Raw genomic sequence first — 19,581 nt, 5'->3', positions numbered from 1 at the left:
ATACCGACTAGATAACGCCGATCCTGTTGACTGTTGGGGCTCGAATAAAGCGGTTCTGGAGTCGGACTTGTCGTTTTTGTGATCAAGTGATAACCAAGCGACAACTGCAATACGCTGGCGAGCGTATCTGCCAATTCAGGAGAGGAAATGCCCCAATGTCGCGAGTCGTCGACTGCTCAAACGCAACGCCTGGCGCAGTACGGAGCGAGACTCGTCACGGCATGATTGTGGATTGGGAGGTGCCGATCGTTATGCGGGACGGCACCGTTCTTTTGGCTGACGTCTATCGACCCGTCTCGGCTGGACGCTATCCGGTACTGCTGTCTTACGGCGCGTATGGCAAGTGGCTGCATTTCGAAGATGGATACGAGACGGCGTGGCGCAAGATGGTAGCCAATCATCCCGACGTGATGATCGGTAGCAGCGGACTTTACCAGAATTGGGAAGTCGTCGATCCCGAGAAGTGGGTTCCACACGACTACGTCGTCGTGCGGGTGGACAGCCGTGGGGCTGGGAGATCGCCTGGGCCTCTCGATCCGCGCAATGCGCAAGAAACGGCGGACTACGCCGAATGCATCGAGTGGGCGGGGCAGCAGATCTGGTCAAACGGCAAGGTCGGACTGAACGGCATCTCCTACTATGCCATCAATCAGTGGCAGGTGGCCGCGCTTAAGCCGAAATACTTGGCTGCAATCTGCGCTTGGGAAGGGATGACCGACCATTATCGCGACTACATCTATCACGGCGGCATCTACTGCACGTTTGCGCAAAATTGGTACGAAATGCAGTTGCGCACGGTCCAGCACGGGCTGGGAACGCGGGGAAGAAAGAGCAGGATCAACGGAGACTGGGTTTCGGGTCCGGAGACACTCACGGAAGAAGAGCTGGGGTCACTTCGCGTCAACATGGCGCAAGACCTCATCGATCATCCGCTAGATGACGAGTATCACCGCGAGCGCAGCGCGGACGTGACCAAGATTGAGGTACCTATCCTATCTTGCGCGAACTGGGGCGGTCAGGGGCTGCATCCCAGGGGCAATTTCGATGGCTTTACGAGGGCGGCCTCGAACGAGAAATGGCTGGAGGTCCACGGTCTGGAGCATTGGACTCTGTTCTATGCGGACTACGGGCTGGATCTCCAACGTCGCTTTTACGACCATTTTCTCAAAGGCAAACAAAACGGCTGGGACAAGCAACCACGGGTTCAACTGCAGGTAAGACATCCCGGCGAAAGGTTTGAAACCCGGTTTGAGAGTGATTGGCCATTGCCGAGCACGCAATGGACGAAATTTCACCTTCACCCCAGCAGCCATTCCCTGTCGCTGAAGCCGGCCGACGAGCCCAAGGCGATTGAATTTGACGCGCTCGGTGATGGCCTGAGTTTTGTCACATCCCCGCTATTGGAAGAAATGGAGATAACAGGGCCGCTCGCCGCCCGGCTTCAAGTGTCCTCGTCGACGAAGGACGCGGATATCTTCTTGGTCGTTCGTGTGCTTGCCCCTGATTTCAGGGAAGTGACTTTCGCGGGTGCACTGGATCCTCGAACGCCGGTTGCTCAAGGGTGGCTGCGCGCATCCCATCGAAAGCTTGATCCGGAGAGAAGTCTTCCATACCAGCCGTATCACACGCACGACGAAGTTCAGGAGTTGGTCCCAGGCACCGTCTATGGTCTCGACGTGGAGATCTGGCCGACCAGCATCGTAGTTCCGCAGGGGTGGCGCATCGCCCTGTCCGTCAGAGGCAGGGATTACGTCCATCCCGGCGGCTCAGTCGCGCGCCTTTCAAACATGAAGAACAATTTCACCGGCTGCGGTCCGTTCGTTCACGACGATCCGCGTGACAGGCCCGCGTCGGTGTTTGGCGGTCGGACCAGTCTGCATTTCGGTCCGAGTGCAGAGAATTATTTGTTGCTTCCCGTCATTCCCAAAAGAGCCTGACCAAGGGCCGGCGAAGGTGAGGAAAGACAGTCCAGAGAGAGGAGACGCAAGATGTTCATGAGCAGACGTTCAATTTTGAAGTCGATGGCCGCCGGAGCGGCCGTGCCGACGCTTTCAGCTCCGTATGTGCGCGCTCAGGCCTCGACCCTGAGGCTTGGATTCATGACCATCAGAACGGGGCAAATGGCAGCGGCCGGCGCCAACTATGAACAGGGACTTTCGGTGTTTTTGAAGCAGCGAAGCAACAAGATCGGCGATCGTCCCGTCGAACTATTCGCGGTCGATACAACGAACAACCCGGCGGTTGCGCGCTCCAAAGCACAGGAACTCGTGGAAAGCCGTAAGGTGCACGCGATCATTGGGCCGATTTCCGCTTTCGAAGCGCTCGCCATCTCGGACTACATCAAGCAGGCGGGGGTGCCCATGATTAGCTCCGCTGGTTCGGAAGACTTGACCCAGCGAGATCCCAACCCATGGCTGCTTCGGCCTGGCAGTTCGTGCGCTCAATGCAGTCATCCGCTGGCTGACTACGCGTTCAAACGCTTGGGCCATCGACGTATCTCGACGATTGGCGAAGACAACGCCTACGGATACGAACAGACCGGTGGATTTCACCGTGTGTTCGAGGAACTAGGCGGCAAGATCATCCAGAAGCAATGGGTACCGACGGCATCTCCGGATTACGCGACTTATATCGCTTCCATCAAGCCCGACGCTGATGCGCTGTTCATGGCGTTAGCTGGCCCGAATGGATTCCGCTTCCTTCGGCAGGCGCAGGAGTACGGTCTGAACGCGCGTCTCAAGTTTCTCGGCGGCTATACCGCTGTGGACGAATCCTTCCTTCGCAACATGGGGGAAGAGGCGGTCGGCGCCATTACGAGTAGCTTCTATTCGTCCGAGCTGGAGAACGAGGAGAATAAGCGATTTGTTGCCGATATCCGCAGGGATTACGACCTCCTGCCCGGCTACTACGCTGCCGTGGTGCATTTGGCGGCGGCGGCATTGGACAATGCGGTCCGCAAGCTCGATGGGGAAGTCGAAGACCGCGCCAGGCTGATGAAGACGATGCGTACCAGCGCAGTAGCGAATACCATTCGAGGGCCGCTGACTTTCGACGATCTCGGCAACGCAATCGGAAATGTGTACATCCGTAACGTAGTCAGGGTGAAGGGCAAGCTGGTCAACTCGGTCGTCGAAACATACGAGAATGTAAGCCAGTTCTGGTCGTACAAGGAATCGGAGTTCTTGAAGAACCCGGTGTATTCGCGAGACTTTCCGGCTTCTCCGAACATCTAGTCTTTTCCGCACAGAATCCGGGTCCGCCACACGTGGGCGGACTCGCACGGGATGAATGACGCCGGAGTCCGAGTGATGCAGTTCTGGATCGTCCAATCTCTCAACAGCCTCGCGTTGGGAGGCGTTCTCTTCCTGCTTTCGGCGGGATTTTCACTGATCTTCGGACTCATGAGAATTCCGAACCTCGCCCACGGAGCGTTGTTTCTTCTTGGCTCCTATTTGGGAGTTACCCTGGTTCTGCATGGTGTGAACTTCATACTGGCCGCCGTGATTTCGGCGGTTGGCGTCGGTTTGATGGGATCGACGATCGAACGGCTGGTTCTGAGAGGACTTGCAGGCAACGAAAAAGGGCAAGTGCTCGTCACGCTCGGGTTCTCTTATATCATTGCAGATGTCTGTCTCGTGGTCTGGGGTGGAGATCCGATCGCGATCCCACCTCCCTCGTTCCTCCGAGCGCCGATTTCAATTGCTGGGTTAGTATTTCCCTCATATCGCCTGGCCGTCTTCCTGTTCGCGCTCTTCGTAGGAATTCTACTGCATCTGCTGCTGGAGAGAACGCGGCTTGGCGCGATGATTCGAGCGGGAGTGGACGACATGGAGATGGCGCGAGGAGTTGGCATCCGGATCTCAAACCTGTTCACGGCCGTTTTCCTGCTGGGGGCAGCCTGTGCAGGTCTGGGGGGTGTCGTGGGTGCGCCAATCTTGTCCGCCTATCCGGGGCTTGATCTGGACATGCTTCCGCTCGCCTTGGTGGTCGTAGTTCTCGGCGGGGTCGGGCAATTGGCGGGAGCCCTCATCGGAAGCATCATAGTGGGTTTTGTCTATACTTTCGGAACAGCGATGTTCCCGGACCTCGCCTACGTTATCCTGTTTCTGCCAATGGTCTTCGCCTTAGTGGTGCGTCCCCAGGGACTTTTAGGAGGAGCCCACGCGTGAACAGGTCGTTACTGCTAACAACGCTGGCCGCTATTGGGGCGATACTGCTCCCGATAGTCGTTCGCGAAGACTACGCGATCAACGTCTCGAGCCAGATCATCATCTTTGCCCTCCTCGCGTTAAGCCTAAATGTCTTGGTGGGGCTAGGCGGCATGATCTCGCTTGGTCACTCCGCTTTTCTGGGACTGTCCGCTTACGCATGCGTCTGGTTGACGAACATTGGCTGGCATCCGGCTGCGGCTGCGGCTGGAGCTCTGGTGCTCGGGACCGCGATGGCGGGCTTTCTTGGAGTGCTATCGCTCCGCGTCTCCGGGCTGAGCTTCATGATGATCACGCTCGCATTCGGGCAGATCGTGTGGGGTATCGCCTATCGGTGGGTGAGTATCACAAACGGGGACAACGGACTGAAACTTCCGAGTCGTCCGTCGATCCTCGGCTATTCGATAGCCGGAAATTCAGCCTTCTATTATTTCTGCCTGGCTGTCCTAATCGTCGCGTTGATCGTAATGTGGAGACTGGCCAACTCTCCCTTCGGAGCAGTACTCAGAGGGTCCCGCGATCAGCCGCGGCGAATGAGGATGTTGGGGCATAACGTCCAGCTCATTAGGTGGATCGCATTCCTGATGGCAGGCTTCTGGGGATCCGCCGCGGGCGTCCTCTACGTCTACTATACTCAGTTCGTAAGCCCGCACGCGGTATCGCTTCAGCAGTCGGCCGAGACTCTACTGATGGTCTTGCTCGGTGGTGTGGACACGCTCGCCGGTCCGATCATCGGCGCAATCATCATCACGTTCGTGAAGCTCGTCCTCAGTTCGTACCTGGATCGCTGGTATTCGGTTTTGGGAGTGATCTTCATTGCGGCCGTCATACTCATGCCCGAAGGCATAGTACCTAGCATGCGCAGATGGGCGCGCTGGCCAAAACGCGGCAAGCTCGAATCGGCGTCAGACAAATGATGAACTTACCTGCCCTAGCGATATCGGGACTTAACAAGCATTTCGGCGGTTTGCCGGCGACGCGCGATGTCAGCCTATTCGTTGCGAAGGGTGAAAGGCGTCTGATTATCGGGCCGAATGGCGCGGGAAAGACGACACTGTTCAATCAGATCACAGGAGATCTTACGCCCGATAGCGGATCGATTAGGCTATTTGACAACGAGTTAGTCCGTCTGCCGACGTACGCGCGCGTCAGGCTCGGACTTGCGCGGACCTACCAGATCCTCACACTGTTTCCGCACGATACGCTTCTTCACAACGTCATTCTGTCGTTGCTTGGACAGTCGGTGACGAAATGGGATCCGTGGCGCGCGCTGGGAGGTTTCAGTGAACTGCGAGATAGGGCACATGCCGTCTTGCGCCAGGTCGGGCTGGCAGGTCGCGCACACGATCTCGTCCGGGAGACTGCCTATGGGGAGCGGCGTCGCTTGGAGCTTGCGATGGCGCTGGCTCAGGATCCGAAGCTCCTCCTGCTGGACGAACCCTTGGCAGGACTATCTCAACCGGAGCGAAAATCTGTTCGAGAGCTTCTGGAAACTATACCTTCCGACGTCACGATTGTGATGATCGAGCACGACATGGATGTCGCTCTCGCATTCGCCGAAAGGATCACTGTCCTTCATTTCGGCTCTGTAGCCTTGGAAGGAACGCGTGCCGAAGTGGTCGCAGATCCGCGAACCAAGGAGATATATCTTGGCAAGTAATATTCTCGAGCTAACGGGCGTTAGCTCCTACTATGGAGACAGTCAGGCTCTCTATGAGATCGCGCTGAGTGTCAGAGAGGGTACAATTCTGGGCCTGTTAGGCAGGAACGGGGCAGGAAAAACGACCTGTCTGTCGACCATCATGGGATTCGTCAAGGCGCGAGCGGGTACGATCCGATTTAGAGGAGACAGCCTCACAGGACTCTCTCCTGAGTCCATCGTAAGGGCTGGAATCGCTATCGTTCCGCAAGGGAGACGGGTATTCAAGAGCCTGACAGTTCGCGAAAACCTCGCCGTCGCTGTCCATTCGGCTAGGAAGCTCTCAAAGGCGTCCTGGTCGATGGAAAAGGTATTTGACCTCTTTCCCCGGCTCAGGGAGCGTCGAGATCAATACGCAGGATCCCTGTCGGGAGGCGAGCAGCAGATGCTGGCCATCGGTCGCGCTCTGGTGTCCAACCCGCTTCTTCTTCTGATGGACGAACCATCCGAGGGGCTGGCGCCCCAGATCGTTCAGGAGGTTGAACTCATCATCAAGATGCTGAAGGATGACGGGCTTTCGATCGTCCTAGTCGAGCAGAATGCGGATCTCGCTCTTCGACTTGCGGAGGATGTAGTGATGTTCAGTACTGGCTCGGTCGCCTTTTCGGGCAAAGCCGAGGATGTGAGCCGACGCCCCGAATTGATCGACAAGCATCTGGCTGTCTTCTGAGATCAAATGCTCGTTCGATAGCGATGAATCAAATGGGCGAGGACATCCGTCAGCGGGGTGGAACCAGTACGCTTTTCACAAGGAGGTCCTTCGAAATCGATCCAGCCCGAGTTGAAGCCGTCGAGCATCGCCATTCGTTCCGATGGATTCGCGCTTCCCTCTTGAGCCAACTTGAGATGCCAATTCTCTCGAGGGACGGGTTTGGCCTCCACGGCGCGTCCCAACAAGTTGCTCATCTCTCTCGCGACATCGAGGGGGGAGTAGCCCTGGGGGCCTTCGATCTCCACGACCCGGCGCTCGTTGCTAGTGTCGCTCATCATAAGATCGGCAATGGTATTGCCAATATCCGCCGTTGCAGTCATCGGAATTCTGCGTTCCAGAGGCCACAAGAAGCTCTCGAATGCTCCATCTCGATCGGCCAAGGGAAGTTGCCAAGCGGCATTTTCCATGAACCAAGCGGGCCGGACGAACGAAATCGGCAGATCCATCGAACCCAATTCGTCTTCCAAAATGCGTGACTGCTGAATGATTCCCAATCCGTGAGTTCGATGAGCTCCAATCGAGGACAGGCATATCACGCGGTGCGGTCGGCAGATACGAATCGCGTGCGCAAAGGAATCGATGATCTGTCTGGCCTCGGCGTAATCAGCTTGGGCGTCGTAATTCGGTGGGATCATCAGAAACACGGCGGTGACATCCGTAAGCGGAGCGACGATGCTGTCCTTCCGGTAAAAGTCGACGGCGACAGCCTCTTGGCGGGCGTCGAGCCACTCGCTCCGTTCTGCTTCCGAGACGACCATCGCTCGAATGGGGCGTCCTGCTTGAATGAGCGCCCTCGCGGTGGCGCACCCCACTTGACCAGAGGCTCCGGCGACGACGTACATTTTCCCTCCGAGAAGACTATTATGTAATTGACAATGATCCAATCTTCCTGCTTTCGCCAATGCGAACGTGTCATTGGCGGAATGACCGGAGTGCACCAGAGATGTCATTTGATGGACGCTTGCTCAGTGGTATCGGGGTTATGGCTGCAGTTGCCGAGGCCGGAAGCTTCGTCCATGCGGCGAAGTCGCTGGGACTCACCCAGTCGGGCGTGAGCCGTTCGATTGGGCGGCTCGAGACCCGAGTAGGAATAAGATTGTTCGACCGGACCGCTCGTGCCGTTCGCCTCACCGACGACGGTCGACGGTTCTATGAACAGGTACGCCCGTTGTTGTCGGGCCTCGAAGAGGCGGTCTCCTTGGCCGAAGGATCCACCACATCCGTGCGGGGGCGGCTCCGCGTGAACATCGACCCTTTCTTCTCGCGGCTGGTGCTCGCTCGCAACTTGAACACGTTTCTGTCGGGGAATCCCGCACTGGAGCTCGAGCTGGTGGCGCGCGATTATCTTGGCGATCTGGTCACCGAAGGTTTCGATGTTGCGGTACGCTTCGGCGAGCCGGCCGATTCCGCGTTGATCGCTCGCCGATTGATCGATATTCGCATATTAACGGTCGCATCTCCCGAATATCTTGCGATTCATGGAAGGCCGTCCGATCCAATCGAGCTCAAACAGCACCAGGCTATTCATTTCATAGATTCGCGCACGTCACGGCCATTTATCTGGGAGTTTCACAAGGGGAAGACTGTGCTCCCGGTTCAGCCCCCTGGAAGGCTGACGGTGACAGAGGTCGGTACAATGCTCAGCGCTTGCGTGAGTGGCGTAGGGATAGCTCAGATACTGGATTTCGGTGTGCGTGACCTCATCGAATCGGGACGCCTGGTCGAACTCTTCCCGGATTGGCCTGACGAGCGTTACCCACTGTACGCGTACCATCCATCGAGAAATCTCCCGCCCGCGAAGGTCCGGATATTCCTTGAGTTCGTACTCAACGCCGCCCATGCAGCCATAAGAGTCGAGGGCTTGCACTTGCCGCGGGTGGAACCAACATGACCGATGATCAACGTTAAGCTGACATAATCGCAGTACCTCTCCGGTTTACGCGCGTTGTATATCGCAAGCTCCATCGTGGGAGGGGGCTTTGCAGAGATTCAAGGGGAAAGTTGCGATCGTTGCCGGCGGAGCTCGCGGTTTGGGTGGTAGCGCCGCGGAGGAGCTCGCAAGAGAGGGGGCAAGAGTCGTGGTGGCTGATACGAATCGCGAGCTAGGGACCGATCTTGCCGAAAGTATCGGACGTGGTCGCGCCACCTTCGTGGAAGTCGATGTTCGGAGTCCCGATGCATGTGCCAATGCGATCGCTGCGGCGGAGAGGTCGTTTGGCCCTCCTGACCTCCTCGTGAATTCGGCAATTTCGATCAACGGTGCGGCCTTACTCGAGCTCGATCTTGAGGCCTGGAATACGACGCTAAACGTTGGGCTGACTGGGACCTTCCTGATGGCTCAAGCGTTCGCTCGATCCGCGGCCGGATCGCAACGCAGAGGGGCCATCGTTAATCTGTCGTCCGTAGCGGCTTTCAATCCCTATGGAGGTGCGGGCGCATATAGCACGGTGAAAGCCGCGATCGTCCATTTGACGCAGCTTATGGCACTCGAGTGGGCGCCTCATCGAATCCGGGTCAACGCGGTGGCTCCGGGCACCGTGGAGACGCCGCTCACCGCTTACCTGAAGGATCCGGATGTCAGACGGGGGCGGACGGCGACCATACCTTTGGGGAGGATTGGGCAACCGCTCGACGTGGCGAAGTCGATCTTGTTTCTTCTCAGCGATGACGCTGACTGGATTACGGGATCAACACTTGCAGTTGATGGAGGCTTCAACAACAGTTTGATGAACCATATTCCGGGACGCAATTGGAGCAAATGACGTCAGGAGGCTCGCATGGTCGGATGATCCGAGGCCTCATCACTCGGCCATGCCTGCACGAAAATGCGGACGGCATCGCGAATGACACTGTTCTTGTCGACGTGAGGATTCAGATCGTAGGCGTGCTTTCTCACACCATAATAGAAGATGCTTCCTTGCAAACTCCACGCAATTTCGAGATAGCGGGCTTCGTTGCGAGCATTGAAGGGGAATTTCCGGGCGGCGCAAATCTCGATGGCGATTCGCCGGATCACCCGCTCTTCCACTAGTCTGACATATGAACTCGTAATCCCAATGCTTTTGAGCCCGGCGAAAAGATACATTCTCATCCAGCCTCGATTCATAATGACGTCGGTATAGCTGATATAGAACTCGATGAGCCGCTCCACGATAGGGCGCTCTCTGTCGATCAGGAGTTCGTCCCAGCGATCGTTCCAAACGTCCAAGAAAACGCTCTTGTAGACCTCCTCGATCAGCTCAGCTTTCCCCTTGAAGTACTTGTACATCAAGGGCTGAGTCGTCCCGAGATGGTCAGCGAGCTCGCGTGTCGTGGCGCTGAAACCGGACTCAGCGAAGAACTCAGCCGCCTTCCCGATAATGATCCGGCGCCGCTCTTCGAAAGCCGGGCGCTTGTTCTCCGATGCGCCGACTACCCGGCGTATCGGTGCTTTCGCAATCGTCTTGCTCGATGGCTTCTTTCGGGCTGACTGTTTCTGCGCGTCGCGTCTCGTCGCCATCTCATCTTGCCTGAAATACGGATCGCCCCGAACCGGCGACTTCGCATGGCTCGGCATGCTCCCTGTATACCCACGCGAATAAGCTATGGCAAACCGTTGCACCGCGGCAGTTCGCCTACAAATTGCCAATGCGCAGGCAATTCTCGCGGCCAACTCAGCGCCTGCCCGCCGCGTCGTGTGACGTGGCTGAAGATCGTTCCCGGGGTTTGGCACCACGTTGGGTGCAGGGGCAAGAAGCCGTGCCATTTGGTCATTCACGGGGTGACAGATCGGCATTTTGGGCGCGTCCATGGCGCGTCCTATGAATCGAACGCGGGAGCATCCGCGGCGTAGTCGCGCCATGCGGGAGTCATTCTAGAAGAACCAAGTCGGGCGAACTGCACGTGAGCTCGCAAAATGCCGGAGGATTGATCCGTGGACAGCTTCGGATTGAACAAGGTCGCCGTGGTGACTGGAGGATCAAGGGGCATCGGTAGGGGCGTCGCGTTCGAACTGGCAGCGCGAGGATATGCGGTCATCGTGAACTATGCGAGCAGCCGCTCAGACGCCGATGAGGTGGTGGAGGAGATCGAGAAAAACGGCAGCCGCTCGATCGCCATACAGGGAGACGTCGGCGACGTCGAGACAGCGCGTCGTCTGTTCGACGCGGCCGAATTGGAGTTCGGGGGAGTCGATGTCCTGATCAACAACGCCGGAGTCCTAGTGGTCGAGCCGATCTCCGAAATGACCCAAGAGACGTTTGATCGAGTGATCGCCATTAACGTATCCGGGACGTTCCGTGGAATAAAGCAGGCCGCGTCGAGGATGCGCAATGGTGGCAGGATCGTCAATTTTTCTAGCACTGCATTGCACACGTCCTTCCCTGGCTACGTTGCTTACAACGCATCCAAAGCGGCCGTCGAAGCGATGACGAAAGTTCTGGCAAAAGAATTGGCTCCTCGCAGGATCACGGTAAACACCGTCGCCCCCGGACCGGTCGCTACAGAGTTGTTCTTCGACGGTAAGAGCCCCCAGAAGGTCGAGGATATGGCGAGATTGTCGCCGTTCAACAGATTAGGGGAGGTGGCAGACGTCGTGCCCCTCGTCGCCTTCCTTTGCAGTCCGCAAGGAAGCTGGGTTAGCGGGCAATCAATTCGGGTCAATGGTGCGTTGGCCTAGGGGGATCGATGACTCGACACCGTAATGTAGCGGTCATAGGCGTCGGCTTGATCGGCTCGGCTTGGGCAATCGCATTCGCTCGGGCTGGCTGGAATGTGCGTCTCTTCGACTCGGAGCAGGACAAGGTTGGCTCTGCTGCTGTGTGGATTGCGCAACGTTTGTCCGATCTCGAATCCTATTCACTCCTGTCGGAATCCTCGGAAGCCATACTGCGGAGGATTGTCTGCGCGCCCTCTTTGGCGGAGGCGCTTTCAGGTGCTGAATATGTCCAGGAGAGTGTCCTCGAGCAAACCGGCGTGAAGAGGCAGCTCTTCTCCGATCTCGAACTGCTGCTCGACGAAGGCGCGCTGGTCGGCAGTTCATCGTCAGGCATACCTGCCTCCGCATACACGGGCCACGTTTCGTTTCGCGATCGTTGCCTGGTCGCTCATCCGGTCAATCCACCCTACCTAATTCCGGTTGTCGAGCTCGTGCCGGCCCCCTGGACTGCCGGCGCCACGCTTTCGTCCGCGCGCGAAATCATGCTCGATATCGGTCAGAAGCCGGTCTCGCTCTCACGGGAGATCGAGGGGTTCGTACTTAACCGGCTTCAAGGCGTTCTCCTCAGGGAATGTTTCAAGCTCGTGGAGGATGGAATTGCGTCAGTCGAGGATCTCGATGCCACTGTATCCCATGGGCTTGGGATACGATGGAGCTTCATGGGACCATTCGAAACCATCGATCTGAACGCCCCTGGCGGAGTGGCTGACTATGCAGCTCGATTGGGAGAGCTGTACCGAAGCATCGCGTCCTCGCGCGATCATGCAAGCGGTTGGTCTGCCGATCTGGTCAAGGAGGTCGAGCGGCAGCGACGCGCAATTGTATCGATGGATTCGTTGAACGACCATGCGACATGGCGGGACCGTCGCCTGATGGCTATGGCGCGTGAAAGGATCGTCCCAATGGGTCCGAATGACAGTGATCGAGTGATAACCGAAGACGATAGGAATCCAATTGAATCGCTTGCTATCAGCAGTGATTGACAGATGCCGGTCGATGAATCAAGTTATCAAACGATAACCATTTAGATTGCCATGAAACTGGATCGGGCAGGGATTTTGGAAGCCGCCGACAAGATTTCCAATTGTGAGGTGGGGCGCTGACGATCAAATCGGTACCCTCAATATCGTCACCCCGCAGGACATCGTCGATGCTGGCCGACTGATCAGGAAGGGAAAGTCTTCTCGTTGGGGCTCTCACTCAAGGAGCCGATCCAGTCGGGGCTGTTCGGGGGACGTTGGAATCCCATACACACAATGCTTGCAACCTGGGACTGACGCGAAGCTCGGAACCAGGACGAGCCGTTTCCCTATCTCCGGTACGCCGATGACGCGACCAACATGCCGTGTCAGGCGTCGACCCAGTGGGATGCGCTGTGCCACGTCTTTCCCGATGACAAGATGTACAACGGCTTCGATGCTTCTCTGGTAGACGTGAAGGGCGCGAAGAAGTTGGGTATTGAGCACGTTCGCGACCACATGGTGGGGCGCTGCGTTCTGCTCGACGTGGCTCGCTTCAAGGGCGTCAATTCCCTGGATGATGGTTATGCCGTTACGACTGAAGACCTGAATCGGTGCGCTCAGGCGCAAAAGGTCGAGGTGAGACGGGGTGACTTTGTTATCGTCCGGACGGGACACCAGGAACGTTGCTTGGCGAAGGGTGACTGGTCCGGCTATGCGGGGGGTTACGCGCCGGGCTTTGGCTTTGAAACCTGCCATTGGCTCCGCGAGAAGGACGTTGCGGCGATCTGTTCGGATAGGTGGGGTGCGAAGTTCGCCCTAACGAAACGAAAGATGCCAATCAGCCCTGGCATTGGGTCGTGCCGACGCGCGTTGGTTACGGGTGCGGGGCGCGGAATCGGCGAGGCCGCTGCCGTCGCGCTGGCGACCGCAGGTGCCCACGTCACAATTGCTGCTCGGTCGCGAACGGAGCTCGAAACCCTCTGCCAACGGCTTCGAGCGCAAAGCTGCACCGTAGACGTGGTGGTCTTGGACGTGCTTGACGTCGAAAGCTCGTGCCATCAGATCGGCGAAGCCGAGGCATTTGAAATATTGGTCAACAATGCCGGCACAAACAGGCCCAAGCCCTGACGACGGTGACGACGGAAGACTATGATGCGGTTATGGATCTGAACGTGCGTTCGGCTTTCTTCATAGTGCAAGCGGTTGCTCGAAAGCTGATTGAAGCTGGCCGTCGCGGCTCGATCATCAATATGTCATCGCAGATGGGCCATGTCGGTGGAGCTTCCCGCTCCATCTACTGTGCCAGTAAATGGGCTCTCGAAGGATTTACGCGGGCGGCAGCGGTCGAATTCGCTCCATTTGGAATCCGCGTCAATACGCTGTGTCCAACATTCATCGCAACGCCTGTGACGAAGCCGTTTTTCGAAGACCATGCCTTCAGGTCGGATGTACTTTCCCGCATCAAGCTCGGTCGACTAGGTACAGTCGAGGACTTGATGGGAGCAGTGGTGTTTCTCTCGTCGGACGCCTCAGCATTGATGACAGGATCGTCGCTACTCGACGACGGAGGGTGGACTGCCGACTAGCCCAAATCCGAGAAGGGAATGGCATTAACCCGTTGGGTCTTGCGTATGATGGCCTACAAGCGCCTGTTGCTGGAACTCCGGCCGCGCGGCGACCTCGTCGCTGGCGGCCGCACGCCCGAGCAAGCCATCACCCAAACACGCCGTCAGCCACCTTAAAAACTGATGTTGGCCAGCAAGGAGCGAGCAAGCAAATGAACCGAAACCGTATCCAGCATCACGAGCTCCGAAGATAATATGAATTGAGTTATGTAGAATCGCTGTTGCGGGTCACTACGCTAACAGCCTGCTCGTTGATCACGATGGATTGATCCTCGAAGTCAGACACGGTTAGAAGTTGGCGAGAGCGGCAGCAGGTACCTTTCCTCATCCCTCCTTGACGAGGGCCGCGATAGCTTCGTCGATCGTCACGTCCCCCTTTCGTGAGCCGGAGCCTTGATCCTGAAAGTCGATCCATCCCTGGTTGAACCCGTCGATCATCTGGATTCGTGGAGCCGGGTTGGTCATGCCTTGAGCGCGGAAAATCGATTCCCATTGGTCGCGTGGGACAGCCTCCACGCTCACCGATTTTCCGAGCGACTTGGAGAAAGCTGTCGCGATCGCCTTCGGACTTACCCGTTGGTGTGCTTCAAGCTCCTCGACGCGAACGCCCGTCCATTGCTCGCGAAGTAGGCTCGACACCGCGCGTCCGACGTCCACCGCGCTGACCATCGACACGGGACGCTCGACCGGCTGCAGATAGCTGTCGATCACGCTCTTCTCCTTCGCTGCCGCGACGTCTCCTGCAGCGTTCTCCATGAACCAGGCTGCGCGAAGGAACGTAACGGGCCGCGAGAGGCCTGACAGGCAACGCTCGAGAAGTCCCAGTTGATTCAGGAGATTGGGATTGGCCGCTTCCGCCCCAATCGTTGACAAGGCCACGATCTTGCCAGGCTGTCCGGCCTGCAGCGCTTCGTAGAGGGTCGCGATCATCGCTTTGGCTTCGCGGAAGCCTGGCGCCGGATCGAAAATGGGCGGGAGCATGACGAACACTCCTTCCGCCCCTTCGAACGCAGTAGTGAGGGCCTTCGAGTCGTGCAAGTCCGCGACGGCGACCTCGCACCCGCGCTCGGCCCAAGCATCACCCTTTACCTGGTCGCGGACCACGACCCGCAACCGAGAGCCATGATTGAGCAGGTCGCGCGCAGCGGCACCGCCCACCTTTCCCGTGACTCCCATGATCGTGTACATGCGTCTCTCCATTCGTTGCGCACGGTGCTGTTCGTTGCCCGCGACGGCGGGCGCCGACCGTTCGTCGATGTCTGTGATGAATCCGAAGGTCTCAAGCGTCCCAGTCGGGCGCGAAAGGCGGCTTAACGTATCGAAGGTCTTTCGGAAGCGCGGCTATCGCGGACCTATCCTGGTCGTCGAGCTTGATCTTTAGGGCATGAAGATTGGAGCGTTGACTCGATTCCTTTTGCGCCTTGGGGATCGCGATCACGCCTTTCTGGTCTAGCAACCAGGCGATCGCGATCTGCGCCGCCGTGGCGCCATGCCTTTTCCCGATCGTCTGCAGCGTCTCGTTATGCGCGGCGCGGCCTTGGGCAAGAGGAGCGTAGGCGGTCAAAGGAATGTTCTTGCCGCGGACGTACTCAAGCATCCTCGACTGACCGAGGAACGGATGGTACTCAATCTGGAGAGTCGCGATCGGAGCGCGGACCTCCTCGACGGTCAGTCGCATCATCTTCATGTTGAAGTTGCACACCCCGATGGCCCGCGTCCTGCCTTCGGCCTTCAGCGTCATCATCTCCTCGAGCATCGCCGGCAAATCCATATCTGCCGATGGCCAGTGAACCATGTAGAGGTCCACGTAATCCAGTTTCAGTTGCGAGATGCTGGCATCGAATGCCTTGCGGACGGCGCCGCGCCTGAGATGGTCGTGCCAGACCTTCGTCGTGACGAAGAGGTCGCCTCGCTTGACGCCGCTTGCCGAGATGGCCGCACCAACGGCCTCCTCGTTCTCGTACATGGCGGCCGAATCGATGTGTCTGAAGCCCAATGCCAGCGCACTCTCGACGACGGGCTGACAGCCGCCGCCAGGCATCCGGAACGTCCCGAATCCCAGTCGCGGGATTGCGACCCCTTGCGTTTCGATCGTTTCCATCTTCGAATTTCCCTCTCTAACGGTGCCAGGCTCACCAGGGCATCGTCTTGCCGTGGCGATCGATAAATCGAAGTCCGGCCTTGCCGGCTTGGGCCTCGACCGTCTTCACTACGTGCGGAATGCTCTCCTCGACCGACAAGATCGCTTCGTTGCCGCCCATCTCCGTCCGCACCCACCCGGGAGCCACAAGGAGTAGGGCGCGCGTCTCTTCGGGATGTCGCGCGGAGAAGCATTTCATGAGCATGTTCAACGCGGCTTTGCTCGAGCTGTACATCTCCCATTTCCCGGTGTTGATCTCGATACTCCCAATCTCGGACGACATCACGGCGACCACGCCGCGCGGCGGCACTTGACCGTGAAATGCCTCGACGATGCGCATAGGACCGAGGGCATTGGTCAGCATCAATTCGATGAAGTCCTCGTCCTTGACGTCGACCGGCGTGCTTTCCTTGGCGATGCAGATGCCGGCGTTGACGAACAGCGTATCGATCGTCCGCCCTTCCAGCCGGCTCTTGAGATTTGATACCGCTACGATGTCGGTGATATCGACGCTCTCGACCTCGAGGCTTGCAGGGAACCGCTCCGACAGTTGCTGAAGACCCTCTGATGGTACGCGCTGGGTGGCGACCACCTTATAGCCTAGCCCGCAGTACTCCTCGGCGAGTGCGAGACCTAGACCGCGCGATGCACCAAGGATGAGAGCTGTCTTCTGCTTGGACATGATGACCTCCGTTCGATCGGCGACGAAAAGTCTCACGACAAGAACGATGACTCCAGTGCGTAACTGTCAGGCAAGCGTTGACCTACGGTCAACGAACTAGCTAGACTAGTCGGAGCCTTCGAGGTTCTTCGCCCTTGCGGCTTTCAACGCGAAATCGATGAACGCGCGGACTTTAGCGGGCGGATGGTGCCGCGAGGGATGAAGTGCGTACAAGGGAAAGACCTCGCCGGGCCAATCGGGAAACAGATCAACTAGACGACCCGCGCTCAGCAGCGGCTGTACGCCGATGCTCAGTATCTGTGCGACGCCCGCACCGGCCAGGCATTCGTTGATCATTGTGCCGACGTCGCTGAGTAGCAGACGCCCCTTCGTCTTAACCGACAGAATCTTGCGCCCGGCGTGAAACTCCCATTCGTAGGGGCGGGCGGTTACGGGATCGAGAAACTTGATGCATTCATGCGAACTCAGTTCGTTTGGGTCCTTCGGCCTTCCATGCTTCTTGATGTATTGCGGTGAAGCCAACGTCAGCACCCGCGTCTCCAGCAACTTCCGCGCGATCATCGAGTCCGACGCCGGCTCGCCGAAGCGAACGGCGACGTCGATACCATCGGTGACCAGGTCGCTCAGGTGCTCGCGGGTCACCATCTCGAGAACGATCTCGGGGTGCTTCGACAGAAAACTACCGATCTGCCCCGACAAGACGAGGCGTGAGAAGTAAGGATCCATATCGACACGAAGGCGGCCGCGGACGGCGCCGGCCGACCCGGCGACGGAGTTCGCGGCATCTGCGATCGTCGAAAGAAGAGGCCCGACCTGCTCATAGAAGCGCTTTCCCTCGTCGGTGAGGGCCACCGAGCGTGGAGTTCTATCGAGCAAACGGATACCGAGGCGCTCCTCGAGACGGGCGATCGAGCGGCTAACGCCGGAGGTGGTTATTCCCAATGCCTCGCCTGCCCGGGCGAAACTCCGGCCCTGAACCACGGCTGCCAGGACGGTGATTCCCGCGAGGAGACGTCCATCGAACGACATCGATTTCTCCGTTGACTGGAACTCATGGAAAGATCGCGGCGCCTCATTTCGAAGTCAACTAAGGCGTGCTCACATCTGCCGTCGCTCGCAGCGGCGTGCTTGGAGCGGATATCTGACGTCGCTTTAGCCAGTGTCGGGCGCCCGCCAGCAGATGGGCGGGACACAGGTCCGATGGACCCAGGTCGTGGATGGCCGCTCTTGGAGAAAGCACCCGGAAGCCGTCAATGCCAGATTTCTCCTGAAAGAGCGCATAGCTTTGGCAGCGCTGGGAAGAATGTGCCCTCACGGGTCGCTGAGCACGATGTCAGCCCACCAATAGGGTAGCCGCCAGCGGCACCAGGAACGAGGTCACCAAGGCGTTTAGGCTCATGGCTATGCCGGAGAAGACGCCGGCCACCTCATCGACCTGGAACGCGCGGGCGGTGCCGATGCCGTGCGCTGCGAGGCCGGCAGCGAAGCCGCGGGCACGAAAATCGGTGATGCCCGTGCGGTTCATCAGCGGCGTCACGATGATCGCACCCATGATGCCTGTGAGAATGACGGATACGGCCGTCAGCGAGGGATCGGCGTGAAGCGACTCGCTGATACCCATGGCCACGCCGGCCGTGACCGATTTCGGGGCCAGCGACAGCACCACGTCTCGCGGAAGGCCGGCGAGTTCGGCCAGCAGCACGACTGACACCACGGCAGTGATCGAGCCCGCGACCAGCGCAACCAGCATCGGCAGGATCGAGGCGGCCACGCGGGAGCGATTCTCATATAGCGGCACGGCGAGCGCGACTGTCGCGGGTCCCAGCAGGAAGTGCACGAACTGGGCACCTGCGAAATAGGTTGTGTAGGGCGTACCGGTCGCAAGCAGGAATGCCCCGACGATCCACATCGCATGCAGCACGGGATTGGCGAGCGGATGCCGCCGCGTCGCCAGCGATAACGCATCTGCGGTCGCATAGACCAATAAAGTCACGGTCAGCCATAGCAGTGGCGACTGCGAGAGATAGACCCAAACGGAGAACGGATTGTCCCTCATCGCGCGTTTGGCTGCTTCATCAGGCGGCTGACCACACGGAACGTCAGCACGGTAGCCAGCAGGGTCACGACCACCGAGAGCGCCAACACGAGGATGATGGCGATGCCGTGGGATGCGAGGAGATCGAGCTTCTGCACGACACCGACGCCGGCGGGAACGAACAGTAGCGACAAATGAGCCAGAAGACCCTTGCTCGCCGTCTCCACGCCTTCGTTGCGCAGCGGGCCGCGGGCGAGAAGCGTGAATCGGTCGCGCGCGAGCAGCAGGATCAGGAGCAGCAGCAGGCCGAGCACGGGGCCCGGCAACGGCAAGCTTACGCCGCGCACGACGGCTTCGCCGATCAATTGGCAGAGCAAAATGAGGCTAAGACTCGCGAGCATGACGGCAGCATCAAGGAATGGTCTCCCGGCTTTGTCAATGGCGAGCGGCTGGCTGGCCCCGACGAGAGCGGGACGGATCCATACGGAAGTCGCGGAGCGCGTGTTCGGCGGACTTCGTGGAAAGCGAATGCGGCCTCCAATCCCGGATGGGCTCGCGAATCTCGGACGGCTGACCTGTTCCTTTATGCCGGTGATAACGCCAGCCGTCGCGGCGCTATCGACGATATCGGTACGCGAGAGCCCAGACGGTCCCGCAAGGAGGTCGATCGCTTAAGCGCGGTCGGTGCCTTCCCGCTGATTCGCGCCGCGATTGCCGACTCGACTCAAACCGGCTCAAACCGGTCAGGGCAGTGCACCGGGATTAGAACGTGCCTTTTAGTCAACGACGAAGTGACAAAACGGCGTTTCACTTACGGAAGAT

At 58.5% G+C, this 19,581-nt stretch carries 19 protein-coding genes and 1 pseudogene; 12 read left to right on the top strand and 8 right to left on the bottom strand.

Features of this window, described 5'->3' with window-relative positions:
• Nucleotides 1–155 precede the first annotated feature (155 nt).
• The 6 genes from IVB19_RS30695 to IVB19_RS30670 all read left to right on the top strand — a co-directional run bounded on the left by IVB19_RS30695 (nt 156) and on the right by IVB19_RS30670 (nt 6,577).
• Nucleotides 156–1,937 carry a CocE/NonD family hydrolase gene (locus tag IVB19_RS30695; protein ID WP_247820528.1) on the top strand — a complete coding sequence of 594 codons (1,782 nt, stop codon included), beginning with the start codon at nt 156–158 and terminating at the stop codon, nt 1,935–1,937.
• 51 nt (nt 1,938–1,988) lie between these two features.
• Nucleotides 1,989–3,233 (top strand): ABC transporter substrate-binding protein, encoded by a 1,245-nt coding sequence (locus IVB19_RS30690; RefSeq protein ID WP_247820527.1) that lies wholly within the window; start codon nt 1,989–1,991, stop codon nt 3,231–3,233.
• A gap of 75 nt (nt 3,234–3,308) precedes the next feature.
• The gene (locus tag IVB19_RS30685) at nt 3,309–4,169 is read left to right on the top strand and encodes a branched-chain amino acid ABC transporter permease (protein WP_247820526.1); all 861 of its coding nucleotides are present in this window, start codon (nt 3,309–3,311) and stop codon (nt 4,167–4,169) included.
• Entirely contained in the window at nt 4,166–5,125 is a 960-nt protein-coding gene (locus tag IVB19_RS30680) for a branched-chain amino acid ABC transporter permease (protein WP_247820525.1), read from the top strand. The genes IVB19_RS30685 and IVB19_RS30680 overlap by 4 nt, the downstream gene beginning before the upstream one ends.
• On the top strand, nt 5,074–5,868 hold the full coding sequence (locus IVB19_RS30675; RefSeq protein WP_247820524.1) for an ABC transporter ATP-binding protein: 795 nt from the start codon (nt 5,074–5,076) through the stop codon (nt 5,866–5,868). Before IVB19_RS30680 ends, IVB19_RS30675 begins: the two co-directional genes overlap by 52 nt.
• Entirely contained in the window at nt 5,858–6,577 is a 720-nt protein-coding gene (locus IVB19_RS30670) for an ABC transporter ATP-binding protein (protein ID WP_247820523.1), read from the top strand. Before IVB19_RS30675 ends, IVB19_RS30670 begins: the two co-directional genes overlap by 11 nt.
• Before the next feature lie 2 nt (nt 6,578–6,579).
• On the opposite strand, the gene IVB19_RS30665 is transcribed toward IVB19_RS30670, so the two are convergent.
• Entirely contained in the window at nt 6,580–7,461 is an 882-nt protein-coding gene (locus IVB19_RS30665; RefSeq protein ID WP_247820522.1) for an NmrA family NAD(P)-binding protein, read from the bottom strand.
• 101 nt (nt 7,462–7,562) lie between these two features.
• On the opposite strand from IVB19_RS30665, the gene IVB19_RS30660 reads away from it, so the two are divergent.
• Both IVB19_RS30660 and IVB19_RS30655 read left to right on the top strand, forming a co-directional pair.
• Nucleotides 7,563–8,510 carry a LysR family transcriptional regulator gene (locus IVB19_RS30660; protein ID WP_247820521.1) on the top strand — a complete coding sequence of 316 codons (948 nt, stop codon included), beginning with the start codon at nt 7,563–7,565 and terminating at the stop codon, nt 8,508–8,510.
• Between the two features lie 88 nt (nt 8,511–8,598).
• Entirely contained in the window at nt 8,599–9,381 is a 783-nt protein-coding gene (locus IVB19_RS30655; protein ID WP_247820520.1) for an SDR family NAD(P)-dependent oxidoreductase, read from the top strand.
• A 2-nt stretch (nt 9,382–9,383) separates the two neighbouring features.
• Here the strand turns inward: IVB19_RS30655 and IVB19_RS30650 are convergent, their stop codons facing one another.
• Nucleotides 9,384–10,409, bottom strand: a complete 1,026-nt coding sequence (locus tag IVB19_RS30650) for a TetR/AcrR family transcriptional regulator (RefSeq protein ID WP_247820519.1) — start codon at nt 10,407–10,409, stop codon at nt 9,384–9,386.
• A 123-nt stretch (nt 10,410–10,532) separates the two neighbouring features.
• Between IVB19_RS30650 and IVB19_RS30645 the strand changes: the two genes are divergently transcribed.
• The 4 genes and pseudogenes from IVB19_RS30645 (at nt 10,533) to IVB19_RS30625 (ending at nt 14,019) form a co-directional block, all read left to right on the top strand.
• Nucleotides 10,533–11,276 carry an SDR family oxidoreductase gene (locus tag IVB19_RS30645; protein WP_247820518.1) on the top strand — a complete coding sequence of 248 codons (744 nt, stop codon included), beginning with the start codon at nt 10,533–10,535 and terminating at the stop codon, nt 11,274–11,276.
• An 8-nt stretch (nt 11,277–11,284) separates the two neighbouring features.
• Nucleotides 11,285–12,298, top strand: a complete 1,014-nt coding sequence (locus IVB19_RS30640; protein WP_247820517.1) for a 3-hydroxyacyl-CoA dehydrogenase — start codon at nt 11,285–11,287, stop codon at nt 12,296–12,298.
• Nucleotides 12,299–12,655: 357 nt separating this feature from the next.
• Nucleotides 12,656–13,863: pseudogene (locus IVB19_RS40510) on the top strand (SDR family oxidoreductase).
• An 18-nt stretch (nt 13,864–13,881) separates the two neighbouring features.
• Nucleotides 13,882–14,019: a hypothetical protein gene (locus IVB19_RS30625; RefSeq protein WP_247820516.1), complete on the top strand. Its 138-nt coding sequence runs from the start codon at nt 13,882–13,884 to the stop codon at nt 14,017–14,019.
• A gap of 207 nt (nt 14,020–14,226) precedes the next feature.
• Here the strand turns inward: IVB19_RS30625 and IVB19_RS30620 are convergent, their stop codons facing one another.
• The 6 genes from IVB19_RS30620 to IVB19_RS30595 form a co-directional block, all read right to left on the bottom strand.
• Complete coding sequence (locus IVB19_RS30620) at nt 14,227–15,090, bottom strand: NmrA family NAD(P)-binding protein (protein WP_247820515.1); 864 nt, start codon at nt 15,088–15,090, stop codon at nt 14,227–14,229.
• 91 nt (nt 15,091–15,181) lie between these two features.
• Entirely contained in the window at nt 15,182–16,003 is an 822-nt protein-coding gene (locus IVB19_RS30615) for an aldo/keto reductase (RefSeq protein WP_247820514.1), read from the bottom strand.
• A 31-nt stretch (nt 16,004–16,034) separates the two neighbouring features.
• Complete coding sequence (locus tag IVB19_RS30610; protein WP_247820513.1) at nt 16,035–16,724, bottom strand: SDR family NAD(P)-dependent oxidoreductase; 690 nt, start codon at nt 16,722–16,724, stop codon at nt 16,035–16,037.
• A 105-nt stretch (nt 16,725–16,829) separates the two neighbouring features.
• Nucleotides 16,830–17,753, bottom strand: coding sequence for a LysR family transcriptional regulator (locus tag IVB19_RS30605; RefSeq protein WP_247820512.1), 924 nt, complete (start codon nt 17,751–17,753; stop codon nt 16,830–16,832).
• A 304-nt stretch (nt 17,754–18,057) separates the two neighbouring features.
• Nucleotides 18,058–18,780 (bottom strand): LrgB family protein, encoded by a 723-nt coding sequence (locus IVB19_RS30600; protein ID WP_247820511.1) that lies wholly within the window; start codon nt 18,778–18,780, stop codon nt 18,058–18,060.
• Nucleotides 18,777–19,160, bottom strand: a complete 384-nt coding sequence (locus tag IVB19_RS30595; protein WP_247820510.1) for a CidA/LrgA family protein — start codon at nt 19,158–19,160, stop codon at nt 18,777–18,779. The genes IVB19_RS30600 and IVB19_RS30595 overlap by 4 nt, the downstream gene beginning before the upstream one ends.
• Nucleotides 19,161–19,581: the final 421 nt, after the last annotated feature.

Origin of the sequence: Bradyrhizobium sp. 187, from assembly GCF_023101005.1 — a bacterium.
Lineage (GTDB): Bacteria > Pseudomonadota > Alphaproteobacteria > Rhizobiales > Xanthobacteraceae > Bradyrhizobium > Bradyrhizobium canariense_D.
This window is presented reverse-complemented; position numbering and strand designations above follow the sequence as displayed.

What these genes read in the sequence shown, in the direction of transcription:
- IVB19_RS30625 (WP_247820516.1), top strand. Translation starts at nt 13,882, where the DNA reads ATGGCATTAACCCGTTGGGTCTTGCGTATGATGGCCTACAAGCGCCTG.
- IVB19_RS30640 (WP_247820517.1), top strand. Translation starts at nt 11,285, where the DNA reads ATGACTCGACACCGTAATGTAGCGGTCATAGGCGTCGGCTTGATCGGC.
- IVB19_RS30620 (WP_247820515.1), bottom strand. Translation starts at nt 15,090, where the DNA reads ATGTACACGATCATGGGAGTCACGGGAAAGGTGGGCGGTGCCGCTGCG.
- IVB19_RS30660 (WP_247820521.1), top strand. Translation starts at nt 7,563, where the DNA reads ATGTCATTTGATGGACGCTTGCTCAGTGGTATCGGGGTTATGGCTGCA.
- IVB19_RS30665 (WP_247820522.1), bottom strand. Translation starts at nt 7,461, where the DNA reads ATGTACGTCGTCGCCGGAGCCTCTGGTCAAGTGGGGTGCGCCACCGCG.
- IVB19_RS30605 (WP_247820512.1), bottom strand. Translation starts at nt 17,753, where the DNA reads ATGTCGTTCGATGGACGTCTCCTCGCGGGAATCACCGTCCTGGCAGCC.
- IVB19_RS30610 (WP_247820513.1), bottom strand. Translation starts at nt 16,724, where the DNA reads ATGTCCAAGCAGAAGACAGCTCTCATCCTTGGTGCATCGCGCGGTCTA.
- IVB19_RS30685 (WP_247820526.1), top strand. Translation starts at nt 3,309, where the DNA reads ATGCAGTTCTGGATCGTCCAATCTCTCAACAGCCTCGCGTTGGGAGGC.
- IVB19_RS30600 (WP_247820511.1), bottom strand. Translation starts at nt 18,780, where the DNA reads ATGAGGGACAATCCGTTCTCCGTTTGGGTCTATCTCTCGCAGTCGCCA.
- IVB19_RS30675 (WP_247820524.1), top strand. Translation starts at nt 5,074, where the DNA reads ATGGGCGCGCTGGCCAAAACGCGGCAAGCTCGAATCGGCGTCAGACAA.
- IVB19_RS30615 (WP_247820514.1), bottom strand. Translation starts at nt 16,003, where the DNA reads ATGGAAACGATCGAAACGCAAGGGGTCGCAATCCCGCGACTGGGATTC.
- IVB19_RS30690 (WP_247820527.1), top strand. Translation starts at nt 1,989, where the DNA reads ATGTTCATGAGCAGACGTTCAATTTTGAAGTCGATGGCCGCCGGAGCG.
- IVB19_RS30695 (WP_247820528.1), top strand. Translation starts at nt 156, where the DNA reads ATGTCGCGAGTCGTCGACTGCTCAAACGCAACGCCTGGCGCAGTACGG.
- IVB19_RS30650 (WP_247820519.1), bottom strand. Translation starts at nt 10,409, where the DNA reads ATGGACGCGCCCAAAATGCCGATCTGTCACCCCGTGAATGACCAAATG.
- IVB19_RS30595 (WP_247820510.1), bottom strand. Translation starts at nt 19,160, where the DNA reads ATGCTCGCGAGTCTTAGCCTCATTTTGCTCTGCCAATTGATCGGCGAA.